We start from the raw sequence: 15,569 nt of genomic DNA on the forward strand, positions 1-15,569 counted from the left end.
GTGGCGCCGGAGAATGAGCAACACTTGAACCCGCTGGAGTGAATGTCATGCCCAAATCAATCGTTGCCGCCCTGCAAATCGGCGCCTTGCCCGGTGGCAAGGGTGAAACCCTGGAGCAGATTCTGAGCTGGGAAGCGGCAATCGCCGAGTCCGGCGCCGCGCTGGTGGTGATGCCTGAAGCCTTGCTGGGCGGCTACCCGAAGGGCGAGGGCTTTGGCACGCAATTGGGCTATCGCTTGCCCGAAGGTCGGGACGCTTACGCGCGGTATTTCGCCAATGCCATTGACGTGCCGGGCGCTGAAACCGATGCGCTGGCCGACCTCTCGGCGCGCACCGGGGCCAACCTGGTGATTGGCGTGATCGAGCGCGCGGGCAGCACCTTGTATTGCACCGTGCTGTATTTCGATCCGCAGGCCGGTCTGGTCGCCAAACACCGCAAACTGATGCCGACCGGCACCGAACGGCTGATCTGGGGCAAGGGCGACGGCTCGACGCTGCCGGTGCTCGACACCCAGGTCGGCAAACTCGGCGCCGTGGTGTGCTGGGAAAACATGATGCCGCTGCTGCGCACGGCGATGTACGCCAAGGGCATTGAGGTGTGGTGCGCGCCGACCGTGGATGAGCGCGAGATGTGGCAGGTCAGCATGCGCCACATCGCTCATGAGGGACGCTGCTTTGTGGTCAGCGCCTGCCAGGTGCAGGATTCGCCGAACGCGTTGGGCCTGGAAATCGCCAACTGGCCGGCGGATCGGCCGTTGATTGCTGGCGGCAGCGTGATCGTCGGGCCGATGGGCGATGTGCTGGCCGGGCCGCTGAAGGGCGGGGCGGGGTTGCTGACGGCTGAGATTGATACGGATGAACTGGTCCGTGCGCGTTACGACTACGATGTCGTGGGTCATTATGCGCGGCCGGACATCTTTGAGCTCAACGTCGACGAGCGTGCCAAGCCTGGCGTGCGTTTTAACGGTTGAGGTGGGGGCATGTCACTTCCCCCGTAACCCCCGCCATTTCTCCCGGGTCATCTCCCAGATCTGTCGAGGAAAGCGGCCGCCGACGAAGTCGTCTTCATCGCTGCGGATCAGGCGCATGCCGGTCCGTTCGGAGAGGTTGATCGAAGCGATGTTCGGCGCCGCTTTCGGCACGCGCATCACACGACGGTCGAGGGTTTCGAACCAGTATTCGGTCACCGCCGCGCTGGCCTCGGTCATCAACCCCTGGCCTTGCCACGCCGGCCCCAGCCAGAAGCCACGGTGATTGTCCGGTTGATCCATCAGGCTGACATTGCCGATCAACTGCTCCGGCGCGGACTTGAGGCGAATCGACCAGTGCCATTCCTTGCCGGCGGCCATGGCCGGCAGTGCGATGTCGCGCAGGTAGGTGAGGGCGCCGTCCTCCGGGTAGGGCCAGGGCACCTGGGCGTTGAGGTAACGCACCACTTCCCAGTGCGGGAACTGCGCCTGGACGGCGTCGGCATCGGCCAGTTCCAGCGGTCGCAGGATCAGCCGCTCGGTGTACAACGTAGGTATCGCTTCCATAAACCACTTGCCTCCCTGTGTGTCCATACTGAACGCTGGAGGCTACCGCATCTTTACCAGGTTGCGGCACTGGCGCGTGGCAGGCTGAGCTTGCCGGTGTCGGTGAAGCGCATGGTGCCGAACACGCCGCCGGCCAGTTTGCCGCGCAGCACGTAGGGCAGGTTGTCGAGGGTTTGGGTCTGGCTCAGGCCGAGGGTCTGGCGCAGAACCGAGAACGCCGAAATGCTCACCGGCACGCTGACGATGGTTTCCGAGAAACGCGGGATCGAGCCGCTCTGATCACTCACGCCCGACGCCAGCGGGCGGCCGTTGACCTCCAGGTCCAGGGCTATGCCGTTGTAGTCGATCGGCGTTTCATTGGGGTTCTGTACGCGCAGCTTGATGGCGAAGCGTACTTCCAGATCCTGGCTCGGCAGTGGTTCGAGGCCGACCACGTTGATGTTCACCGGGTCGCGGTTGGGGAACAGCGCGCAAGCACTGAGGGACAACAGAAGCAGGGACAGGATGACGGCTTGGATGCGGCGCATGAAGCTCTCCACCAATGGACTCCAACAAAAAAGGGCTGAACCGCCACCGGTTCAGCCCTTTGTCGTTGAGCGGGCAGGATCAGCGGTTCAACTGTGCGACCGCAGGTGCCGGCGCGGGTTCAGCCTTGGCCGGGATTTCCGGGTTTTCCATGACTTGCAGGATAGAGGCTTCCGGGTCGAAGTCATCCTCTTCCAGCTCGATGAACTCTTCCGGCAGGAAGATGTTCAGCACGATCGCGCACAGGGCACCGACGGTGATCGGCGATTCGAAGATGTTGCGCAGTGCCTGCGGCAGTTCGCGCAGCACTTCCGGCACGGCGGCGATGCCCAGGCCCATGCCGATGGAAATCGCCACGATCAGCATGTTGCGCCGATGCAGGCCGGCTTCGGCGAGGATCTTGATCCCGGCCACGGCCACGGTGCCGAACATCACCAGTTCGGCGCCGCCGAGTACCGGTTTCGGCATCAGTTGCAGCACCGCGCCGATCATCGGGAACAGCCCCAGCAACACCAGCAGGCCGGCAATGAAGAACGCCACATAACGACTGGCGACGCCGGTGAGCTGAATCACCCCGTTGTTCTGGGCGAAGGTCACCATCGGCATGCTGTTGAACACTGCCGCCATCGCCGAATTGAGGCCGTCGGCCAGCAGCCCGGACTTGATCCTTCGGATGTACAGCGGACCTTTGACCGGTTGCCGGGAAATCATCGAGTTGGCGGTCAGGTCGCCGGCCGCTTCCAGGGGCGACACCAGGAAAATCACCGCCACCGGCACGAACGCCACCCAGTCGAAGTTGAAACCGTACTTGAACGGCACCGGTATGCTGACCAGCGGCACTTCAGGCAGGCTGGCGAAGTCCACGCTGCCCATCATCCACGCCACTCCGTAACCCAGGGTCAGGCCGATGACAATCGCGCCCAGGCGCAGAAACGGCACATCGACCCGGTTCAACACCACGATGGTGCCCAGCACCAGCGCCGCGAGGAACACATGGCTGGCCGCACCCAGATCCGCCGCACCGAAGCCGCCGGCGATGTCGGTCATGGCGACCTTGATCAGCGACAGCCCCATCAGGGTGATGATGGTGCCGGTCACCACCGGGGTGATCAGCATGCGCAGTTTGCCGATGAACTGACTCAGCACCACTTCAATGAACGCGGCGAAAAAGCACACGCCGAAGATCGTCGAAAGGATCTCATCGGTGCCGCCGCCCCGGGCCTTGACCATGAACCCGGCACTGAGAATCACGCTGATAAAGGAAAAACTGGTGCCTTGCAGACACAACAGACCGGAGCCGATGGGGCCGAAGCGTCGGGCTTGAACAAAGGTGCCGAGGCCGGAAACGAACAGCGCCATGCTGATCAGGTACGGGATTTCACTCTGCAGGCCAAGGGCACCGCCCATGATCAGGGTCGGGGTGATGATGCCGACGAAGCTCGCCAATACGTGTTGCAGGGCTGCAAATACGGTGGCGGTGAAGTGCGGGCGGTCGTTGAGGCCGTAGAGCAGATCGTTGTTGCGCGAGACTTTTTCAGAGACGGTCATGGTGGTGTGCGTGCCGCAAAGCGGGGCCGGGTCAGAAAATGGAGGCGCAGGATGCCGGAAGAGGGCGGCAAGGGCAACGCAATAAAATTGCCTGAAAGGTCAGCTTTTATGGGCGATGATCGCTCCCGCACGCCAGCGTGGGAACGCAGCCGCCGTTCAATGCGATCCGCTTCGACCAAAGGATGACAACAGATCCTCTTCGAACGCCATCTGCGCGTCCCCCGGCACCTGTGCCCGATGCCGCGCCAGATGGAATGCCACCTCGAAACTCAATTCACCTTCGCGCACCGGCCGCAGCAACCCTCTGTCCTGCCATCGGCGCGCGTAATGGCTGGGCAAATAGCCGACGTGTTTGCCCGATAGAATGAACGCCAGTGTCCCCTCGACCTGCTCCGAGCGCGCCGAGCAGACCTTGCCCTGAAACGGCTCGTCAGTGCGCAGGAACCGGTACGGATGGTCGACCCGGTCGCAGGTCTGCAAAGCGGCGTCATCCGGGGCCTCGTCGGTAAACAGCGGATGACCGGCGGCGCAGTACAGGTGCTGGGTTTCGCGGAACAGTTCGCGGTAATCGAAGGCACTTTGCGCCAGGGAAAAATACCCGATCGCCAGGTCCAGCCGTTGTTGCAACAGCAGCCGCTCCATCTCGCCGGGCATGGCGCTGATCAATTCGATGCGTACCGACTCGTCGCGTTCGCGAAAGCGCCCGATGGCTTCGGCGACCCGTTGCAGCACCGATTGGTCGACCGCTTCCGACAACCCCAGCCGCACTTCGCCGATCAGACGCCCGGCGACGCCGTTGGACTGATGGCGGAAGGTCTCGATGGATTGGAACAGGCTGCGAATGGCAATCAGCAGTTGCTCGCCCTTGGGCGTCACGCTGAACCCGCCCTTGCCGCGACTGCACAGGCGATAGCCGAGGCGGGTTTCCAGCCTGGCCATCTGCTGACTGATGCTCGACTGGCTCAGGCCCAGCTCGCCCTGGGCGGCGCTGAAGCCGCCAGCCTCGACCAAGCTGACGAACAGGCGCAGCAGTTGCAGATCGACATCGTGGAGTTGGCCGAGCATCACATTACCTTCGGATAAAGTCAGGTTAACAAACTTGATATTTTTGCAATGTAAACCACGGCGCATCCTGCAACCACTTCCCCCGGTCAGGTGTACGTCATGGCTCCCGCTTTCAAGCTGTGTTTCCCCGCGCTGTTGCTCACTGCCTCCCTGGCCGCCCAGGCCGAGGAGCAAACCCTCAATCTCTATAGCTGGGCCGATTACGTGGCGCCGCAAACCCTGCAACGCTTCGAGCAGGAAACCGGCATTCATGTGCGCTACGACACCTTCGACACCTCCGAGGTGCTGGAAACCAAATTGCTCACCGGCGGTAGCGGTTATGACGTGGTGGTGCCGTCCTCCAGCGTGCTGGCCCGGGGATTGGCGGCGGGTGCCCTGAAGGAAATTCCCCACGAGGGTTTAAAGGGCTATGCCAATCTCGATCCTGACCTGCTGGAAAAACTCGCCGCCGTCGACCCCGGCAACCGCTACGGCGTGCCTTACACCTGGGGCACGCTCGGCCTGGGAATGAATGTCGAGGCGGTGCAGCAGCGCTTGCCCGATGTACCACTCAACAGCCTGGATCTGCTGTTCAAGCCGGAATACGCCAGCCAGCTCAAGGATTGCGGGATCGCGATCCTCGACTCTCCCCAGGAAGTGATCGGCCTGGCGTTGCATTACCTGGGCAAGGATCCCTACAGCACCGACAAGCAGGATCTGGCCGCCGCCGAAGCCTTGTTGCAGAAACTTCAGCCTTCGGTGCTCTACGTCGCCACGGGCCGCCAGATCAATGACCTGGCCAACGGCAGCGTATGCCTGGCCCTGACCTACAACGGCGACGCGAGCATGGCCGCCGATCAGGCGCGCAAGGCCAACAAGCCGTTCGAGGTTGCCTACCGCATTCCGAAAGAGGGCACGCTGGTCTGGCAGGACAACCTGGCGATTCCCAAGGACGCGCCGCATCCCGAGGCCGCGCGGGCATTCGTCGAGTTCATGTTGCGGCCGGAGTCCGTGGCGGCGCTGACCAACACACTGTTTTTTGCCACCGCCAACCAGGCGGCCACGCCGCTGGTGGATGAAGCGGTGCGCAACGATCCGGACATCTACCCGAAGCCCGAGGTGCGCGAGCGGCTGTACGCCGACCGCAGCATGAGCCTCAAGGACATGCGTCAACGCACGCGCTTGTGGACGACTTTCCGCAGCCGCCAATAAACCGTGACAACAACCTCTGATAACGACCGGGAGCACATCAATGGACGTGCCAATGCAAAACGATCAGGCCATGACCCGCGACAGCCTTTACGGCACCGCCGCCGAAAGCACCTATGCCGGGATCACCAGTTTCATGCGCCGCCGCTACAGTCGCGACCTGCGCGGCGTCGATGTGGCAGTCAGCGGTGTGCCGTTCGACACCGCCACCAGCAACCGTCCGGGCGCACGTTTCGGGCCTCGGGGGATTCGTGCGGCGTCCACCGGGATTGCCTGGGAACGCCACTGGCCTTGGGCGTTCGACCCGTTCGATCACCTGGCGGTGGTTGATTTTGGCGATTGCGACTTCGATTACGGCGCGCCGCACAGCATCCCGGAAAGCATCGAGGCCCACGCCGAACACATCCTCAATGCCGGCAGCGCCATGCTCACGTTCGGCGGCGACCACTTCATCAGTTACCCGCTGCTCAAGGCCCATGCGCGCAAGCACGGCACGCTGTCGCTGATCCACTTCGATGCGCACAGCGACACCTGGCCGGACGAGGCGGGCAAGCGGGTCGATCACGGCACGATGTTCTGGCACGCAGCGCGGGAGGGACTGGTGGACCCGGCCCGCTCGGTACAGATCGGTTTGCGCACCACCAATGACGATCATCAGGGCTTTCAGGTGCTGGACGCGCGGCAGGTGCATCGGCGTGGCTGCGAGGCGATTGTCGAGGCGATCCGCGCGCGGGTCGGCGATAACCCGGTGTACCTGACGTTCGATATCGATTGTCTTGACCCGGCGTTCGCACCGGGCACCGGAACCCCGGTGTGCGGCGGGTTGAGCACCGTGCAGGCACTGGAAATCCTTGGCGGATTGCGCGGGATCAATCTGGTAGGCATGGACGTGGTGGAAGTCGCGCCAGCCTATGACCACGCCGACGTGACCTCCCTGGCAGCGGCGACGCTGGCGATGGAGATGCTTTGCCTCTATGCGGCGCGGCACAAGGTCGATGTTTGAGGGATTGTGTGCTTGCTTCCCCTCATCGGAACGGCCCTCTCCCTCGGAAGAGGGCCAGGCGGGCGATGATGAAGGTGGCCCTCCTGACAGTTTCTGACAGCAGCCTCTGCTAAGCTCCGGCGACTTTTCAGCACAGGGCCTGCCTATCGTGTCGCGTACCACTCGTCTACTGACTTTGCTCCAGGTACTGCGCGGCAAGAAGCGGCCGGTCACGGCGGCGACCCTGGCCGCCGAGCTGGAAATCTCCGAGCGCACGCTCTACCGCGATATCGCAGAATTGACCGCCCTCGGTGCGCCGATCCATGGCGAGGCGGGGATTGGTTATGTGTTGCGCAGTGGCTTGTTTCTGCCGCCGTTGATGCTCAATGCCGACGAAACCGAGGCGATCGTCCTGGGCCTGCGTTATGTCGATCAGCGTGGCGATGAGGTGTTGAGCAAAGCGGCGGCGGATGCGTTGGCGAAGATTGCCGCCGTGCTTGACCCGCAGGCTCAGGAGGCGATGCGCAATCCGACCCTGATGCCCGGCCCGCCCGGTTACGGCTTCCCGCAGAACGCCGTGCCACTGAATGTATTCCGCCACGCGATCCGCGATCAGGCCAAATTGCACATCGATTACGCCGACGCCCAACAGGTGCCGAGTCAACGCCTGATCTGGCCGTTGGCACTGGGGTTTCTCAACGAGGTGCGGATCATTGTCGCCTGGTGCGAATTGCGTGAGGCCTACCGAACCTTTCGCACTGACCGGATCGCCGCCGCGAGCCTGGCGGGCGAGCGCTATCCGGGGCGTCGTAGCGACCTGTTGCGGGCCTGGCACAAGCACATGCAACTGGACGAAAACGGACGCTTCACTCCTGACAAAAACTGACGCAGGGCTGTTTTACGATGGCGACAGAACCAGACAAAAAGGAGCTGCAATCATGTCCCATCCCGCCTCAACACTGGCCCCGGCCATCGTGGCCTACATCGACGCGGCCAACGCTCGCGACACGACCCAGGTCGCCAGTTTTTTTGCCGAGGATGCCAACGTGTTCGACGAAGGCCGTCATCAGATCGGTCCGCAGGCCATCGCGCACTGGATGCAAGACACCGCCCGACGCTACCAGCCACGGGTCGAAGTCCTCGGCGTGCAGCAGCGTACCGGTAAGGTGCTGGTGCAAGGGCTGATTTCCGGGACGTTCCCCGGCAGTCCGCTGGAGCTGCGCTACACGTTCCGGCTCAACGAACAGGGCAAAATCGCGCGGCTGGATATTTCCCTGTAGCGGTCGTGGCATACTGCCGCGCATGACTTTCGACTCCCCCCTAAGTGCCTGGCAATACGCCGTCGATCACAAGGGCTTCATCCAGGATGAAGCCCAGGAACACGCGGTGTGGGCCTTGCAAAAATGCCACGAGGCCTTGCACGCCGGTGCCCGTTCGGTGCCCGGCGTGTATTTGTGGGGGCCGGTCGGGCGCGGCAAGACCTGGCTGATGGACCAGTTCCATCAGAGCCTGCGCGTGCCGGCCCGGCGTCAGCACTTTCATCACTTCATGGGCTGGGTTCACCAGCGCTCCTTTCAACTGACCGGGATCGCCGATCCGCTGCGGGCGCTGGCCCGGGAGCTGGCGGCCGAAGTGCGGGTGCTGTGTTTCGACGAGTTGTTCGTCAACGACATCGGCGATGCGATCATCCTCGGGCGCCTGTTTCAGGTGATGTTCGAGGAGGGCGTGGTGGTGGTCTGCACCTCCAACCTGCCGCCGGAGCAGTTGTACGCCGACGGCTTCAACCGTGACCGCTTCCTGCCCGCCATCGCCGCGATACAGGCGCACATGCAGGTGGTGGCGGTGAACGGCGCCGAAGACCATCGGCTGCATCCCGGGGCCATCGAGCAACGCTATTTCGTGGCGAACCCGGCGCAGAGCAGTGCGCTGGAGCAGGTGTTCGCGGCATTGACGGCGGGGCAAGCCGCCAGCGCCGAACCGGTGCCGGTCGGCCATCGCACCCTGAACGTGCAGCGGGCCGGTGCATCGGTGCTCTGGTGCCGTTATGCCGACCTCTGCGAGCAACCGTTTGCCGCCATGGATTTCATCGCTCTGTGCGACACCTACCGGGCTATTCTGATGAGCGAGGTGCCGAACCTCAGCGCCCGCAAGCGTGAAGGGCGTATCGCCCGAGGCACCGAAGACGGCGCCGAGCGGGTGGTGGCGGGTGATCGTGAACTGCCGCAACTGTCGGTTCACGATGATGGCGTGCGGCGCTTCATTGCGTTGGTCGACGAGTGCTACGACCGCAAGGTGCCGCTGTTCATCGAGGCGCAAGTGCCAATGGACGCGTTGTACACCGAGGGCTACCTGGAATTTCCGTTCCGTCGCACCCTCAGCCGCCTGCGGGAGATGCAGCTGCAACGCTTTGCCGAAACCTGAAGCAAGGAGGGCGCACCATGACTCAGCCGCTGTCCCATCATCTGCTGACCATGGCCTATCAGAATGCGTGGGCCAACCATCGTCTGGCCAAGGCCTGGACTCAGCTCGACGCCACGGACCTGGCGGCGTCCCGGATGAGTTTCTTCCCGAGCATTCGCCTGACCCTCAATCACATCCTGACCTGCGACTGGTTCTACGTCGACGCGCTGGAGCGCGAGCTGCGCGGTGATGAGCCGCACCCCGACTGCTACGTGTTTTTCAACGCCGATGAGCCGTTCACCGCGGCCCGGCCACTGCGCGAGGAACAGGCTCAGGTTGACCGCCGCCTGATCGCTTACTGCGAGCAATTGCGCGATGCCGATCTCGGGCGCCTCGTCACCATCGCCCGCGATACCCCGCAGCACGACAGTCGTCTGCGCATGTTGTCGCATCTGTTCGAGCACCAGATTCACCATCGCGGACAAGTCCACGCCATGCTCAGCGGCACTTCGGTGCAGCCGCCGCAACTGGACGAGTTTTTCTGCGCCGGAGAGGCCGGGTTGCGGGCCGAGGACTTCGCGCAACTGGGCTGGACCGAAGAGTTGGTCTGGGGGCACTGAGCCGTCATCCACAATGTTGAGATTTGTTGAGATTTGTTGAGTGACTGGTGCAGACCATTGGCGTTAAGGTCACAGGGTCTTTCAGTTCGTACTTTGCGCGCCGGGGCGTTGTCATCGGGGATGGAAATGGATTCCGCAGAAATTCTTGTGCTTCAAGCCAGTTACACCAATCCGTTGCACGCCGAGGCCATTGGCGTGGTGCTCAATCATTATGCCGAAGACCCGATGGGCGGCGGCCAGTCGATTGCTCCCGAGCTGTTGCAGCGCTTGCCTGAAGAGTTGGCCAAACGGCCTTATGCATTCAGTGTTCTGGCGTTTGTCGGCGGCGAGCCGGCCGGGCTGGTGAACTGTTTCGAAGGTTTCTCGACGTTCGCCTGCAAGCCGCTGGTCAACGTCCACGACGTGTCGGTGGTGACGAAGTTTCGTGGGCTGGGGCTGAGCCAGAAGATGTTGCGCAAGGTCGAGGACATCGCCCGTCAGCGCGGTTGCTGCAAGATCACCCTGGAAGTGCTCGAAGGCAACACCGTGGCGCAGGCGTCCTACGCAAAGTTCGGCTTTGCGGCGGGCATGTTCAACCCGGATCACGGGCGCATGTTGTTCTGGATCAAGGAACTCAAGGCATAAAAAAAGGCGCCCGGCGGGGGCGCCCAACTGTCATCTGCAACGCCGGAGCGGGTCGTCGCAGGTCCATCGGTATGGGGGGATCAGGGCCGGTAGGACTCGGTCACCTGGGCGGTCTGGTCGTCTGGAACGCGCAGTTCCTGAGTCTTCGCCTGAGCCTGTTGCTGGCTTTGGGCGTGGTGTACCGGGAAGTTCTCCCAGTAATGGTGCATGCGCTCGGCGCCGCCTTCGGCAAAGGCGCTGGCGGATGCCAGTGTGAACAGACCTGCAAGCAATGCAGTTGCGGTTTTCATGGTGCCTCCCACTAGGAATGTCGGAGCCTTTCGTCCATGAATCAGGGCCTCGGGGCGCAGTGTCCGCCGAGGGCATTAACCAGGGGTTAACGCGCTATCGATGATTGGCCGCAGAGCTGTGACGAGAGCATTGCTCTCCCGTCACAGAAGGTGGCTGCGCGGGTGTCAGAGCTTCCAGTCGAGGCTCAGGGTGACGGTGCGCGGATCGCCCCAGAACACACCGTTGTAGAAGCCGACGTTGTCGTAATACTTTTTGTCGAACAGGTTATCGACGTTCAGCGACGCCGACAGATGCTGGTCGAACTCATAGCGCGACATCAGCTTGACCACCGAGTAGGCCTCCTGGTTGATGCGCGTGCGCTGGGTGCCGCCGGCAACCGGGCGGTTGGCGCTGCGGTAGATGTCGCTCTGCCAGTTCAGTGCGCCACCCACCGTCAGGGCATGCCAGTTGCCCGGCAGGCGATAGGCCGTGGAGAGACGGAACATGTTCAGCGGCTGATTGGTGTTGTTGCGTTGTTTCTCGCCGTTGGCCGAATGGGTGTAGGTGTAGCCGGCGGTCATGTTCCAGCCGTCAAGGATCTCGCCGGACACTTCGGCTTCAAAGCCGTTGACCTTGTTGCCCTTGCCACCGGACTTGTAGAACTCCTCGCCCGTCACCGGATCTGGCGGCACCGAGTCATCGACTTCGGCAACGTTGTCCTGCTTGCTCCAGAACAGCGCCGTGGACAGGTTCAGGCGTTCGTCGAGCAAGCTGCCCTTGAGCCCCAGCTCGTAGTTGCTGCCTACCACCGGATCGAGGTAGTTGCGGCTGGCGTCACGATTGCTCTGTGGTTTGAAGATGTCGGTGTAGCTGACATAGGCGGTGTATTCCGGCGTCAGGTCGTAGAGCAGACCGGCGTACGGCGTCCACATGTCGTTGTGTTGCTGGCTGCTGGCGTCTACTGCGCTCAATTGCAGGTTGCTGTTGTAGGTATTGGAGGTGCTGGAGGCCTTCCAGCTGCCGTAACGGCTGCCCAGCACGGCATGCAGGTCGTCGGTCAGGCTCAGGCGGGTGGCGATGTACCCGGCCTTTTGCCGGGTGCTGTCCTTACTGCCGGTGAGGCTGGTCACGGTGTCCGGGAATTTGCCGATGTCGCCCATGTACTTCCAGTCGCGGATGTTGGCGTAGTCGGCGGGGACCTGACCGTCGACGGTGTAGGGCGAGTCCGAACGGCGTTCGGCTTCGCCGTAGCCGACCATCATTTCGTGTTCGCGGCCAAACAGCGAGTAGGGGCCGGAGAGGTTGAAGTCATAAGCCTTCATGGTCTGCTCGCCGATCATGTGGCTGGTGTAGGCGATCATGCCGCTGCGGTCGGCCTCGGGGAAACCGGCGCCGCCGTAGTAGACGTTGCCGTCGGTATCGCTCTTGCGATGGGTGTATGCGGCCTTCAAATGCCAGCCGCCGGCCAGTTGCTGATCGAGGGTGGCGAACGCGGTTTTATCCCGCAGCGGCCAGGAACTCCAGGACGTCGCCATGTTGGTCGAGCGTCCGAGGCCGGCCTTGCTGCCATCGGCGTTCCAGTACGGCACGGTGCCCCAGGACGAGCCCTGGACCTGTTTGTCCTGATAGTCGTAGCCGACCGCCAGCACGGTGGATTCGGTCAGGTCCGCCTCGAGAATCCCGTAACCGACTTCCCGTTGAAGCGCATATTTGTCGCGGAATGACTGACTGTCGCGATACGCCAGCACACTGCGCCCGCGCAGCCGCCCGTCGAACGCCAGCGGGCCGCCCACGTCCACGTAGCTGTAGTAATCGTCATAGCTGCCACCGCTGACCCCGGCCTGCGCCTGCCACTGGGCCGTGGGTCGCTTGCGCACCATGTTGATGGTGGCTGACGGATCGCCCGCGCCAGTGGTCAGGCCGGTGGCGCCGCGCACCACTTCGATACGGTCGTAGATGATGGTGTCCGAGTCGGACTTCATGCGGTCGAAGGTGTTCAACATGCCATCGATCTGGAAGTTGTCGATGGTGTAGCCGCGAGACGAATAACTCACCCGGTCCGAGTCGTTGTGCTGGACCACCACGCCAGTGGTCTGGCTCATCGCCTCGGTCAATGTACCGAGTTTGAAATCATCCATTTGCTGACGGGTGACTACCGACACCGATTGCGGGGTTTCCTTGATCGACAGGTTCAGACGTGTCGCGGTGCTCATGGCGCCGGTGGTGTAGGACTGGGTGTTTTCGGTGGTGCTGCCCAGGCCCTGGGCGGTGACGCTGGTCGAGGCCAGTTCCAGCGCCGGAGCGGCGGGTTCCGGCTGATTTTCGGCGTCGGTTTCAGCCAGCAGATCCGGGCTCAAGGCAACACTGCACAGGCCCAGCGTGAGGGTCATGGAACGGGTAAAGGGCGCGAACATCGCAGCCGACTCCTTGTCTTCGAGGGGAAAAAATCCGTTGGTTCAAAGACGAAACAGGGGAGTGCGATTTAGTAACAAACGAGAAATATTGTTATTTGTAAATGTGACGGACACAAAAAAGGGGCCGTTGCAGGCCCCTTGTGTGGATCAGTGCTGGACCACTTCGGCCGTGGCACCGGCGGGTTTTTTCGGCTTCATCAGGCTGAAGTCGATCAACGGCCGCTGCTCGCGTTCGTAGGGGTTGCCGATCATCAGTGGACGGGCGACGAAGTCTTTGCTGACCAGGCTTTTGCTGCGGTCAAGCTCGTCGAAGCTCAAGCCGGCCAGGTCGGCCCAGGTGTGGATCAGGTGCGAGCTGCTGTAGGGGCGGCTCAGATCGCCGACAAAATTCCAGTCGTGGGTTTCACGCCATTTCGGCGACGCCCAGGCCATGAACGGAATGGTGTACATCGGCGCCGTCGGCTTGTTCTCGTTGCGGCCGAGGGTGCCATGGCCCGCCGAGTCGAACACGTCTTCGCCGTGGTCGGAGAGGTACAGCAGGAAGCCGTTCGGATCGGACTTGGCGTAGTCCTTGATCAGGCTGGACACCACGAAGTCGTTGTACAGCACCGCGTTGTCGTAGCTGTTGTAGGTCGGCACCTGGTCGTCACGCACGCCGGGCGGTACGCCGTTGCGATCCTGGAACTTGTCGAAGCTCGGCGGATAGCGGTACTGGTAGCTCATGTGTGTACCGAGCAGATGCACGACGATCAGCTTGCGCGGCGCCGCGTCGGCCAGGGCCTTGTTGAACGGCTCGATCACGTCGCCGTCGTACTGGGCGGCGTTCTGGTTGCGGTTGTTGTTCAGGTACACCTGCTCGTCCGCCTGTTCGGAAAACGTGGTGAGCATGGTGTTGCGCTTGGTCATGGTCTGCTGGTTGGTGATCCAGAAGGTCTTGTAGCCGGCCTGTTTCATCATGCTGACCAGCGATGGCGTGGACAGGTACAGATCCGGGTTCTCTTCGTCGGCGAAAGTCAGCACCTGCTGCAGCGCCTCGATGGTGTAAGGGCGCGGGGTGATGACATTGTCGAAGACCGCCAGTTGATCCTTGAGCTTGTCCAGTTCCGGGGTGGTCTTGCGCGGGTAGCCGTAGAGGCTCATGCGCTGACGGTTGGTCGATTCGCCGATCACGAGTACCAGGGTCTGGGGCTGATTGGCGCCGGCATCCTTGAGGTTGTGCAACGGCGGGATCTTGCTGGCGCTGTCGAGCATGCCTTGCATTTCGCCCAGGGTTTCGAGGTAGCGGCGATAGGCCACAACCATCTGCCATGGCACAGCGGGTTCGATGCGGGTTTCGAATTTCTCCAGGCCGCCGGCGAAGCTGCCGGTGCGCTGGGTCTGCTTGATCAGCGGGTAACCGACCACCGCCACCAGAATCGCCATCGCCGCGACCAGAGCGCGGCCACGGGGCATGTACACCGGGCGCAGGCGGGTCCACAGGAAGTAGGCAAAAGCGGTGTGCGCGAGGAATGCCGGGATCATCCACCAGGCAAAGTATTGAGTCATGTACTCGCCGGCTTCAGAGATGTTCGACTCGAACATGATGAAGATGACGCTCTGGGAAAACTCCTGCTGATAAATGAAGAAATAGCCCAGGCTGGCCATCGAGCAGACCCACAGCACCACGCCGATCAATGCGGCGAGCAGGCGGGTACGCTGGGGAAACAGCAGCATCGGCGCCAGCCACACCGCGCTCATCACGAACGCCTGGCGGAAACCGGTGAAGCCTGAAGTGCCGGTCAGTTGAATCAGCAGTTGGGTAATGCCGGAGAAGTACCAGAAAAACACGAACAGCCAGATGAAACCGGCCCAATCAAAACCTGCCGCAGACGTTTTGCTGCGCTTGAACATTGCCATTCAGCACTCCAGCCAATCATTGCAACCACCGCCGGACGCTTCGTGAAAAGAGAGCATGAAAACCGACGAACGGGGGCCGCGCGGACACGCACGGCCAGAATCGGCGGAGTATCAACAAGGGAGTGTGAAAACTTTGTTAGTTGCGCGAACGCGCACAGGGTGAATCATGTCGGGAACGACAGAGGCCGCTCCCGAAACGGGCGGGGATCAGGCGTGGGGAGAACGCTGTACGACCGGCAAGGGCTGCGGCTGGGCGCCCTGAAGCATCAGGCGCAGTTGCGCCAGTTCCTGCTTCAGTTGATCGCGTTCGTCTTTCAACTGACGCAGTTCATCGCGACGGATCGTGACATACAGGGTTTGTGGCGGCATTGCTGTGTGTACTGTGCCCATTGCTCACCTCGCAAATGGCGTGTCTCAACTGTAGGTCAGCCCCGGTTCGGGACGCTGACTTACTATCGGCGCGGATTTTGATTTCTTTTGTCCGCGAATGGAACTTTTTTAT

16 protein-coding genes are annotated in these 15,569 nt (G+C 62.2%); 8 read left to right on the forward strand and 8 right to left on the reverse strand.

The annotated features are described in order from the left end of the window. Positions 1 to 47 precede the first annotated feature (47 nt). Positions 48 to 971 (forward strand): carbon-nitrogen hydrolase family protein, encoded by a 924-nt coding sequence (locus N8H74_RS26880; protein ID WP_262151656.1) that lies wholly within the window; start codon positions 48 to 50, stop codon positions 969 to 971. A gap of 12 nt (positions 972 to 983) precedes the next feature. Here N8H74_RS26880 and N8H74_RS26885 read toward each other — a convergent pair whose 3' ends face one another. The 4 genes from N8H74_RS26885 to N8H74_RS26900 all read right to left on the reverse strand — a co-directional run bounded on the left by N8H74_RS26885 (position 984) and on the right by N8H74_RS26900 (position 4,673). Further along, complete coding sequence (locus tag N8H74_RS26885; RefSeq protein WP_262151658.1) at positions 984 to 1,535, reverse strand: GNAT family N-acetyltransferase; 552 nt, start codon at positions 1,533 to 1,535, stop codon at positions 984 to 986. Positions 1,536 to 1,588: 53 nt separating this feature from the next. Next, a complete protein-coding gene (locus tag N8H74_RS26890) occupies positions 1,589 to 2,062 on the reverse strand; it encodes an LEA type 2 family protein (RefSeq protein ID WP_217832466.1) in 474 nt (157 codons plus the stop codon). 79 nt (positions 2,063 to 2,141) lie between these two features. Continuing rightward, positions 2,142 to 3,608: a nucleobase:cation symporter-2 family protein gene (locus N8H74_RS26895; protein WP_217832465.1), complete on the reverse strand. Its 1,467-nt coding sequence runs from the start codon at positions 3,606 to 3,608 to the stop codon at positions 2,142 to 2,144. Positions 3,609 to 3,764: 156 nt separating this feature from the next. Continuing rightward, positions 3,765 to 4,673, reverse strand: a complete 909-nt coding sequence (locus N8H74_RS26900) for a LysR family transcriptional regulator (RefSeq protein WP_262151660.1) — start codon at positions 4,671 to 4,673, stop codon at positions 3,765 to 3,767. A gap of 99 nt (positions 4,674 to 4,772) precedes the next feature. Here N8H74_RS26900 and N8H74_RS26905 point away from each other — a divergent pair, with 99 nt between their 5' ends. The 7 genes from N8H74_RS26905 to N8H74_RS26935 all read left to right on the forward strand — a co-directional run bounded on the left by N8H74_RS26905 (position 4,773) and on the right by N8H74_RS26935 (position 10,487). Beyond that, positions 4,773 to 5,864 carry a polyamine ABC transporter substrate-binding protein gene (locus tag N8H74_RS26905; protein WP_262151663.1) on the forward strand — a complete coding sequence of 364 codons (1,092 nt, stop codon included), beginning with the start codon at positions 4,773 to 4,775 and terminating at the stop codon, positions 5,862 to 5,864. Positions 5,865 to 5,904: 40 nt separating this feature from the next. Continuing rightward, positions 5,905 to 6,864 (forward strand): agmatinase, encoded by a 960-nt coding sequence (gene speB / locus N8H74_RS26910; RefSeq protein WP_217832462.1) that lies wholly within the window; start codon positions 5,905 to 5,907, stop codon positions 6,862 to 6,864. Between the two features lie 148 nt (positions 6,865 to 7,012). Then, positions 7,013 to 7,729: a YafY family protein gene (locus N8H74_RS26915; RefSeq protein ID WP_262151666.1), complete on the forward strand. Its 717-nt coding sequence runs from the start codon at positions 7,013 to 7,015 to the stop codon at positions 7,727 to 7,729. A gap of 52 nt (positions 7,730 to 7,781) precedes the next feature. Beyond that, on the forward strand, positions 7,782 to 8,123 hold the full coding sequence (locus tag N8H74_RS26920; protein ID WP_217832460.1) for a nuclear transport factor 2 family protein: 342 nt from the start codon (positions 7,782 to 7,784) through the stop codon (positions 8,121 to 8,123). 22 nt (positions 8,124 to 8,145) lie between these two features. After that, on the forward strand, positions 8,146 to 9,264 hold the full coding sequence (zapE, locus tag N8H74_RS26925) for a cell division protein ZapE (RefSeq protein WP_262151668.1): 1,119 nt from the start codon (positions 8,146 to 8,148) through the stop codon (positions 9,262 to 9,264). 17 nt (positions 9,265 to 9,281) lie between these two features. Next, the gene (locus tag N8H74_RS26930) at positions 9,282 to 9,863 is read left to right on the forward strand and encodes a DinB family protein (protein WP_262151669.1); all 582 of its coding nucleotides are present in this window, start codon (positions 9,282 to 9,284) and stop codon (positions 9,861 to 9,863) included. Between the two features lie 126 nt (positions 9,864 to 9,989). After that, on the forward strand, positions 9,990 to 10,487 hold the full coding sequence (locus tag N8H74_RS26935; protein WP_262151670.1) for a GNAT family N-acetyltransferase: 498 nt from the start codon (positions 9,990 to 9,992) through the stop codon (positions 10,485 to 10,487). An 80-nt stretch (positions 10,488 to 10,567) separates the two neighbouring features. On the opposite strand, the gene N8H74_RS26940 is transcribed toward N8H74_RS26935, so the two are convergent. From N8H74_RS26940 to N8H74_RS26955, 4 genes are all read right to left on the reverse strand, one after another. Next, positions 10,568 to 10,777, reverse strand: coding sequence for a hypothetical protein (locus N8H74_RS26940; protein ID WP_262151671.1), 210 nt, complete (start codon positions 10,775 to 10,777; stop codon positions 10,568 to 10,570). 165 nt (positions 10,778 to 10,942) lie between these two features. Continuing rightward, positions 10,943 to 13,171, reverse strand: a complete 2,229-nt coding sequence (locus N8H74_RS26945) for a TonB-dependent siderophore receptor (RefSeq protein WP_262151673.1) — start codon at positions 13,169 to 13,171, stop codon at positions 10,943 to 10,945. A 147-nt stretch (positions 13,172 to 13,318) separates the two neighbouring features. Beyond that, positions 13,319 to 15,067: a phosphoethanolamine transferase CptA gene (locus N8H74_RS26950; protein ID WP_262151675.1), complete on the reverse strand. Its 1,749-nt coding sequence runs from the start codon at positions 15,065 to 15,067 to the stop codon at positions 13,319 to 13,321. Between the two features lie 207 nt (positions 15,068 to 15,274). Further along, a complete protein-coding gene (locus N8H74_RS26955; RefSeq protein WP_217832453.1) occupies positions 15,275 to 15,457 on the reverse strand; it encodes a DUF6026 family protein in 183 nt (60 codons plus the stop codon). Positions 15,458 to 15,569 lie beyond the last annotated feature (112 nt).

It is taken from the genome of Pseudomonas sp. B2M1-30 (genome assembly GCF_025447575.1).
Lineage (GTDB): Bacteria > Pseudomonadota > Gammaproteobacteria > Pseudomonadales > Pseudomonadaceae > Aquipseudomonas > Aquipseudomonas botevensis.

Coding starts and splice junctions, on each gene's coding strand:
- N8H74_RS26920 (WP_217832460.1), top strand. CDS start 7,782: ATGTCCCATCCCGCCTCAACACTGGCCCCGGCCATCGTGGCCTACATC.
- N8H74_RS26945 (WP_262151673.1), bottom strand. CDS start 13,171: ATGTTCGCGCCCTTTACCCGTTCCATGACCCTCACGCTGGGCCTGTGC.
- speB (WP_217832462.1), top strand. CDS start 5,905: ATGGACGTGCCAATGCAAAACGATCAGGCCATGACCCGCGACAGCCTT.
- N8H74_RS26885 (WP_262151658.1), bottom strand. CDS start 1,535: ATGGAAGCGATACCTACGTTGTACACCGAGCGGCTGATCCTGCGACCG.
- zapE (WP_262151668.1), top strand. CDS start 8,146: ATGACTTTCGACTCCCCCCTAAGTGCCTGGCAATACGCCGTCGATCAC.
- N8H74_RS26890 (WP_217832466.1), bottom strand. CDS start 2,062: ATGCGCCGCATCCAAGCCGTCATCCTGTCCCTGCTTCTGTTGTCCCTC.
- N8H74_RS26930 (WP_262151669.1), top strand. CDS start 9,282: ATGACTCAGCCGCTGTCCCATCATCTGCTGACCATGGCCTATCAGAAT.
- N8H74_RS26940 (WP_262151671.1), bottom strand. CDS start 10,777: ATGAAAACCGCAACTGCATTGCTTGCAGGTCTGTTCACACTGGCATCC.
- N8H74_RS26900 (WP_262151660.1), bottom strand. CDS start 4,673: ATGCTCGGCCAACTCCACGATGTCGATCTGCAACTGCTGCGCCTGTTC.
- N8H74_RS26880 (WP_262151656.1), top strand. CDS start 48: ATGCCCAAATCAATCGTTGCCGCCCTGCAAATCGGCGCCTTGCCCGGT.
- N8H74_RS26935 (WP_262151670.1), top strand. CDS start 9,990: ATGGATTCCGCAGAAATTCTTGTGCTTCAAGCCAGTTACACCAATCCG.
- N8H74_RS26905 (WP_262151663.1), top strand. CDS start 4,773: ATGGCTCCCGCTTTCAAGCTGTGTTTCCCCGCGCTGTTGCTCACTGCC.
- N8H74_RS26955 (WP_217832453.1), bottom strand. CDS start 15,457: ATGGGCACAGTACACACAGCAATGCCGCCACAAACCCTGTATGTCACG.
- N8H74_RS26895 (WP_217832465.1), bottom strand. CDS start 3,608: ATGACCGTCTCTGAAAAAGTCTCGCGCAACAACGATCTGCTCTACGGC.
- N8H74_RS26950 (WP_262151675.1), bottom strand. CDS start 15,067: ATGGCAATGTTCAAGCGCAGCAAAACGTCTGCGGCAGGTTTTGATTGG.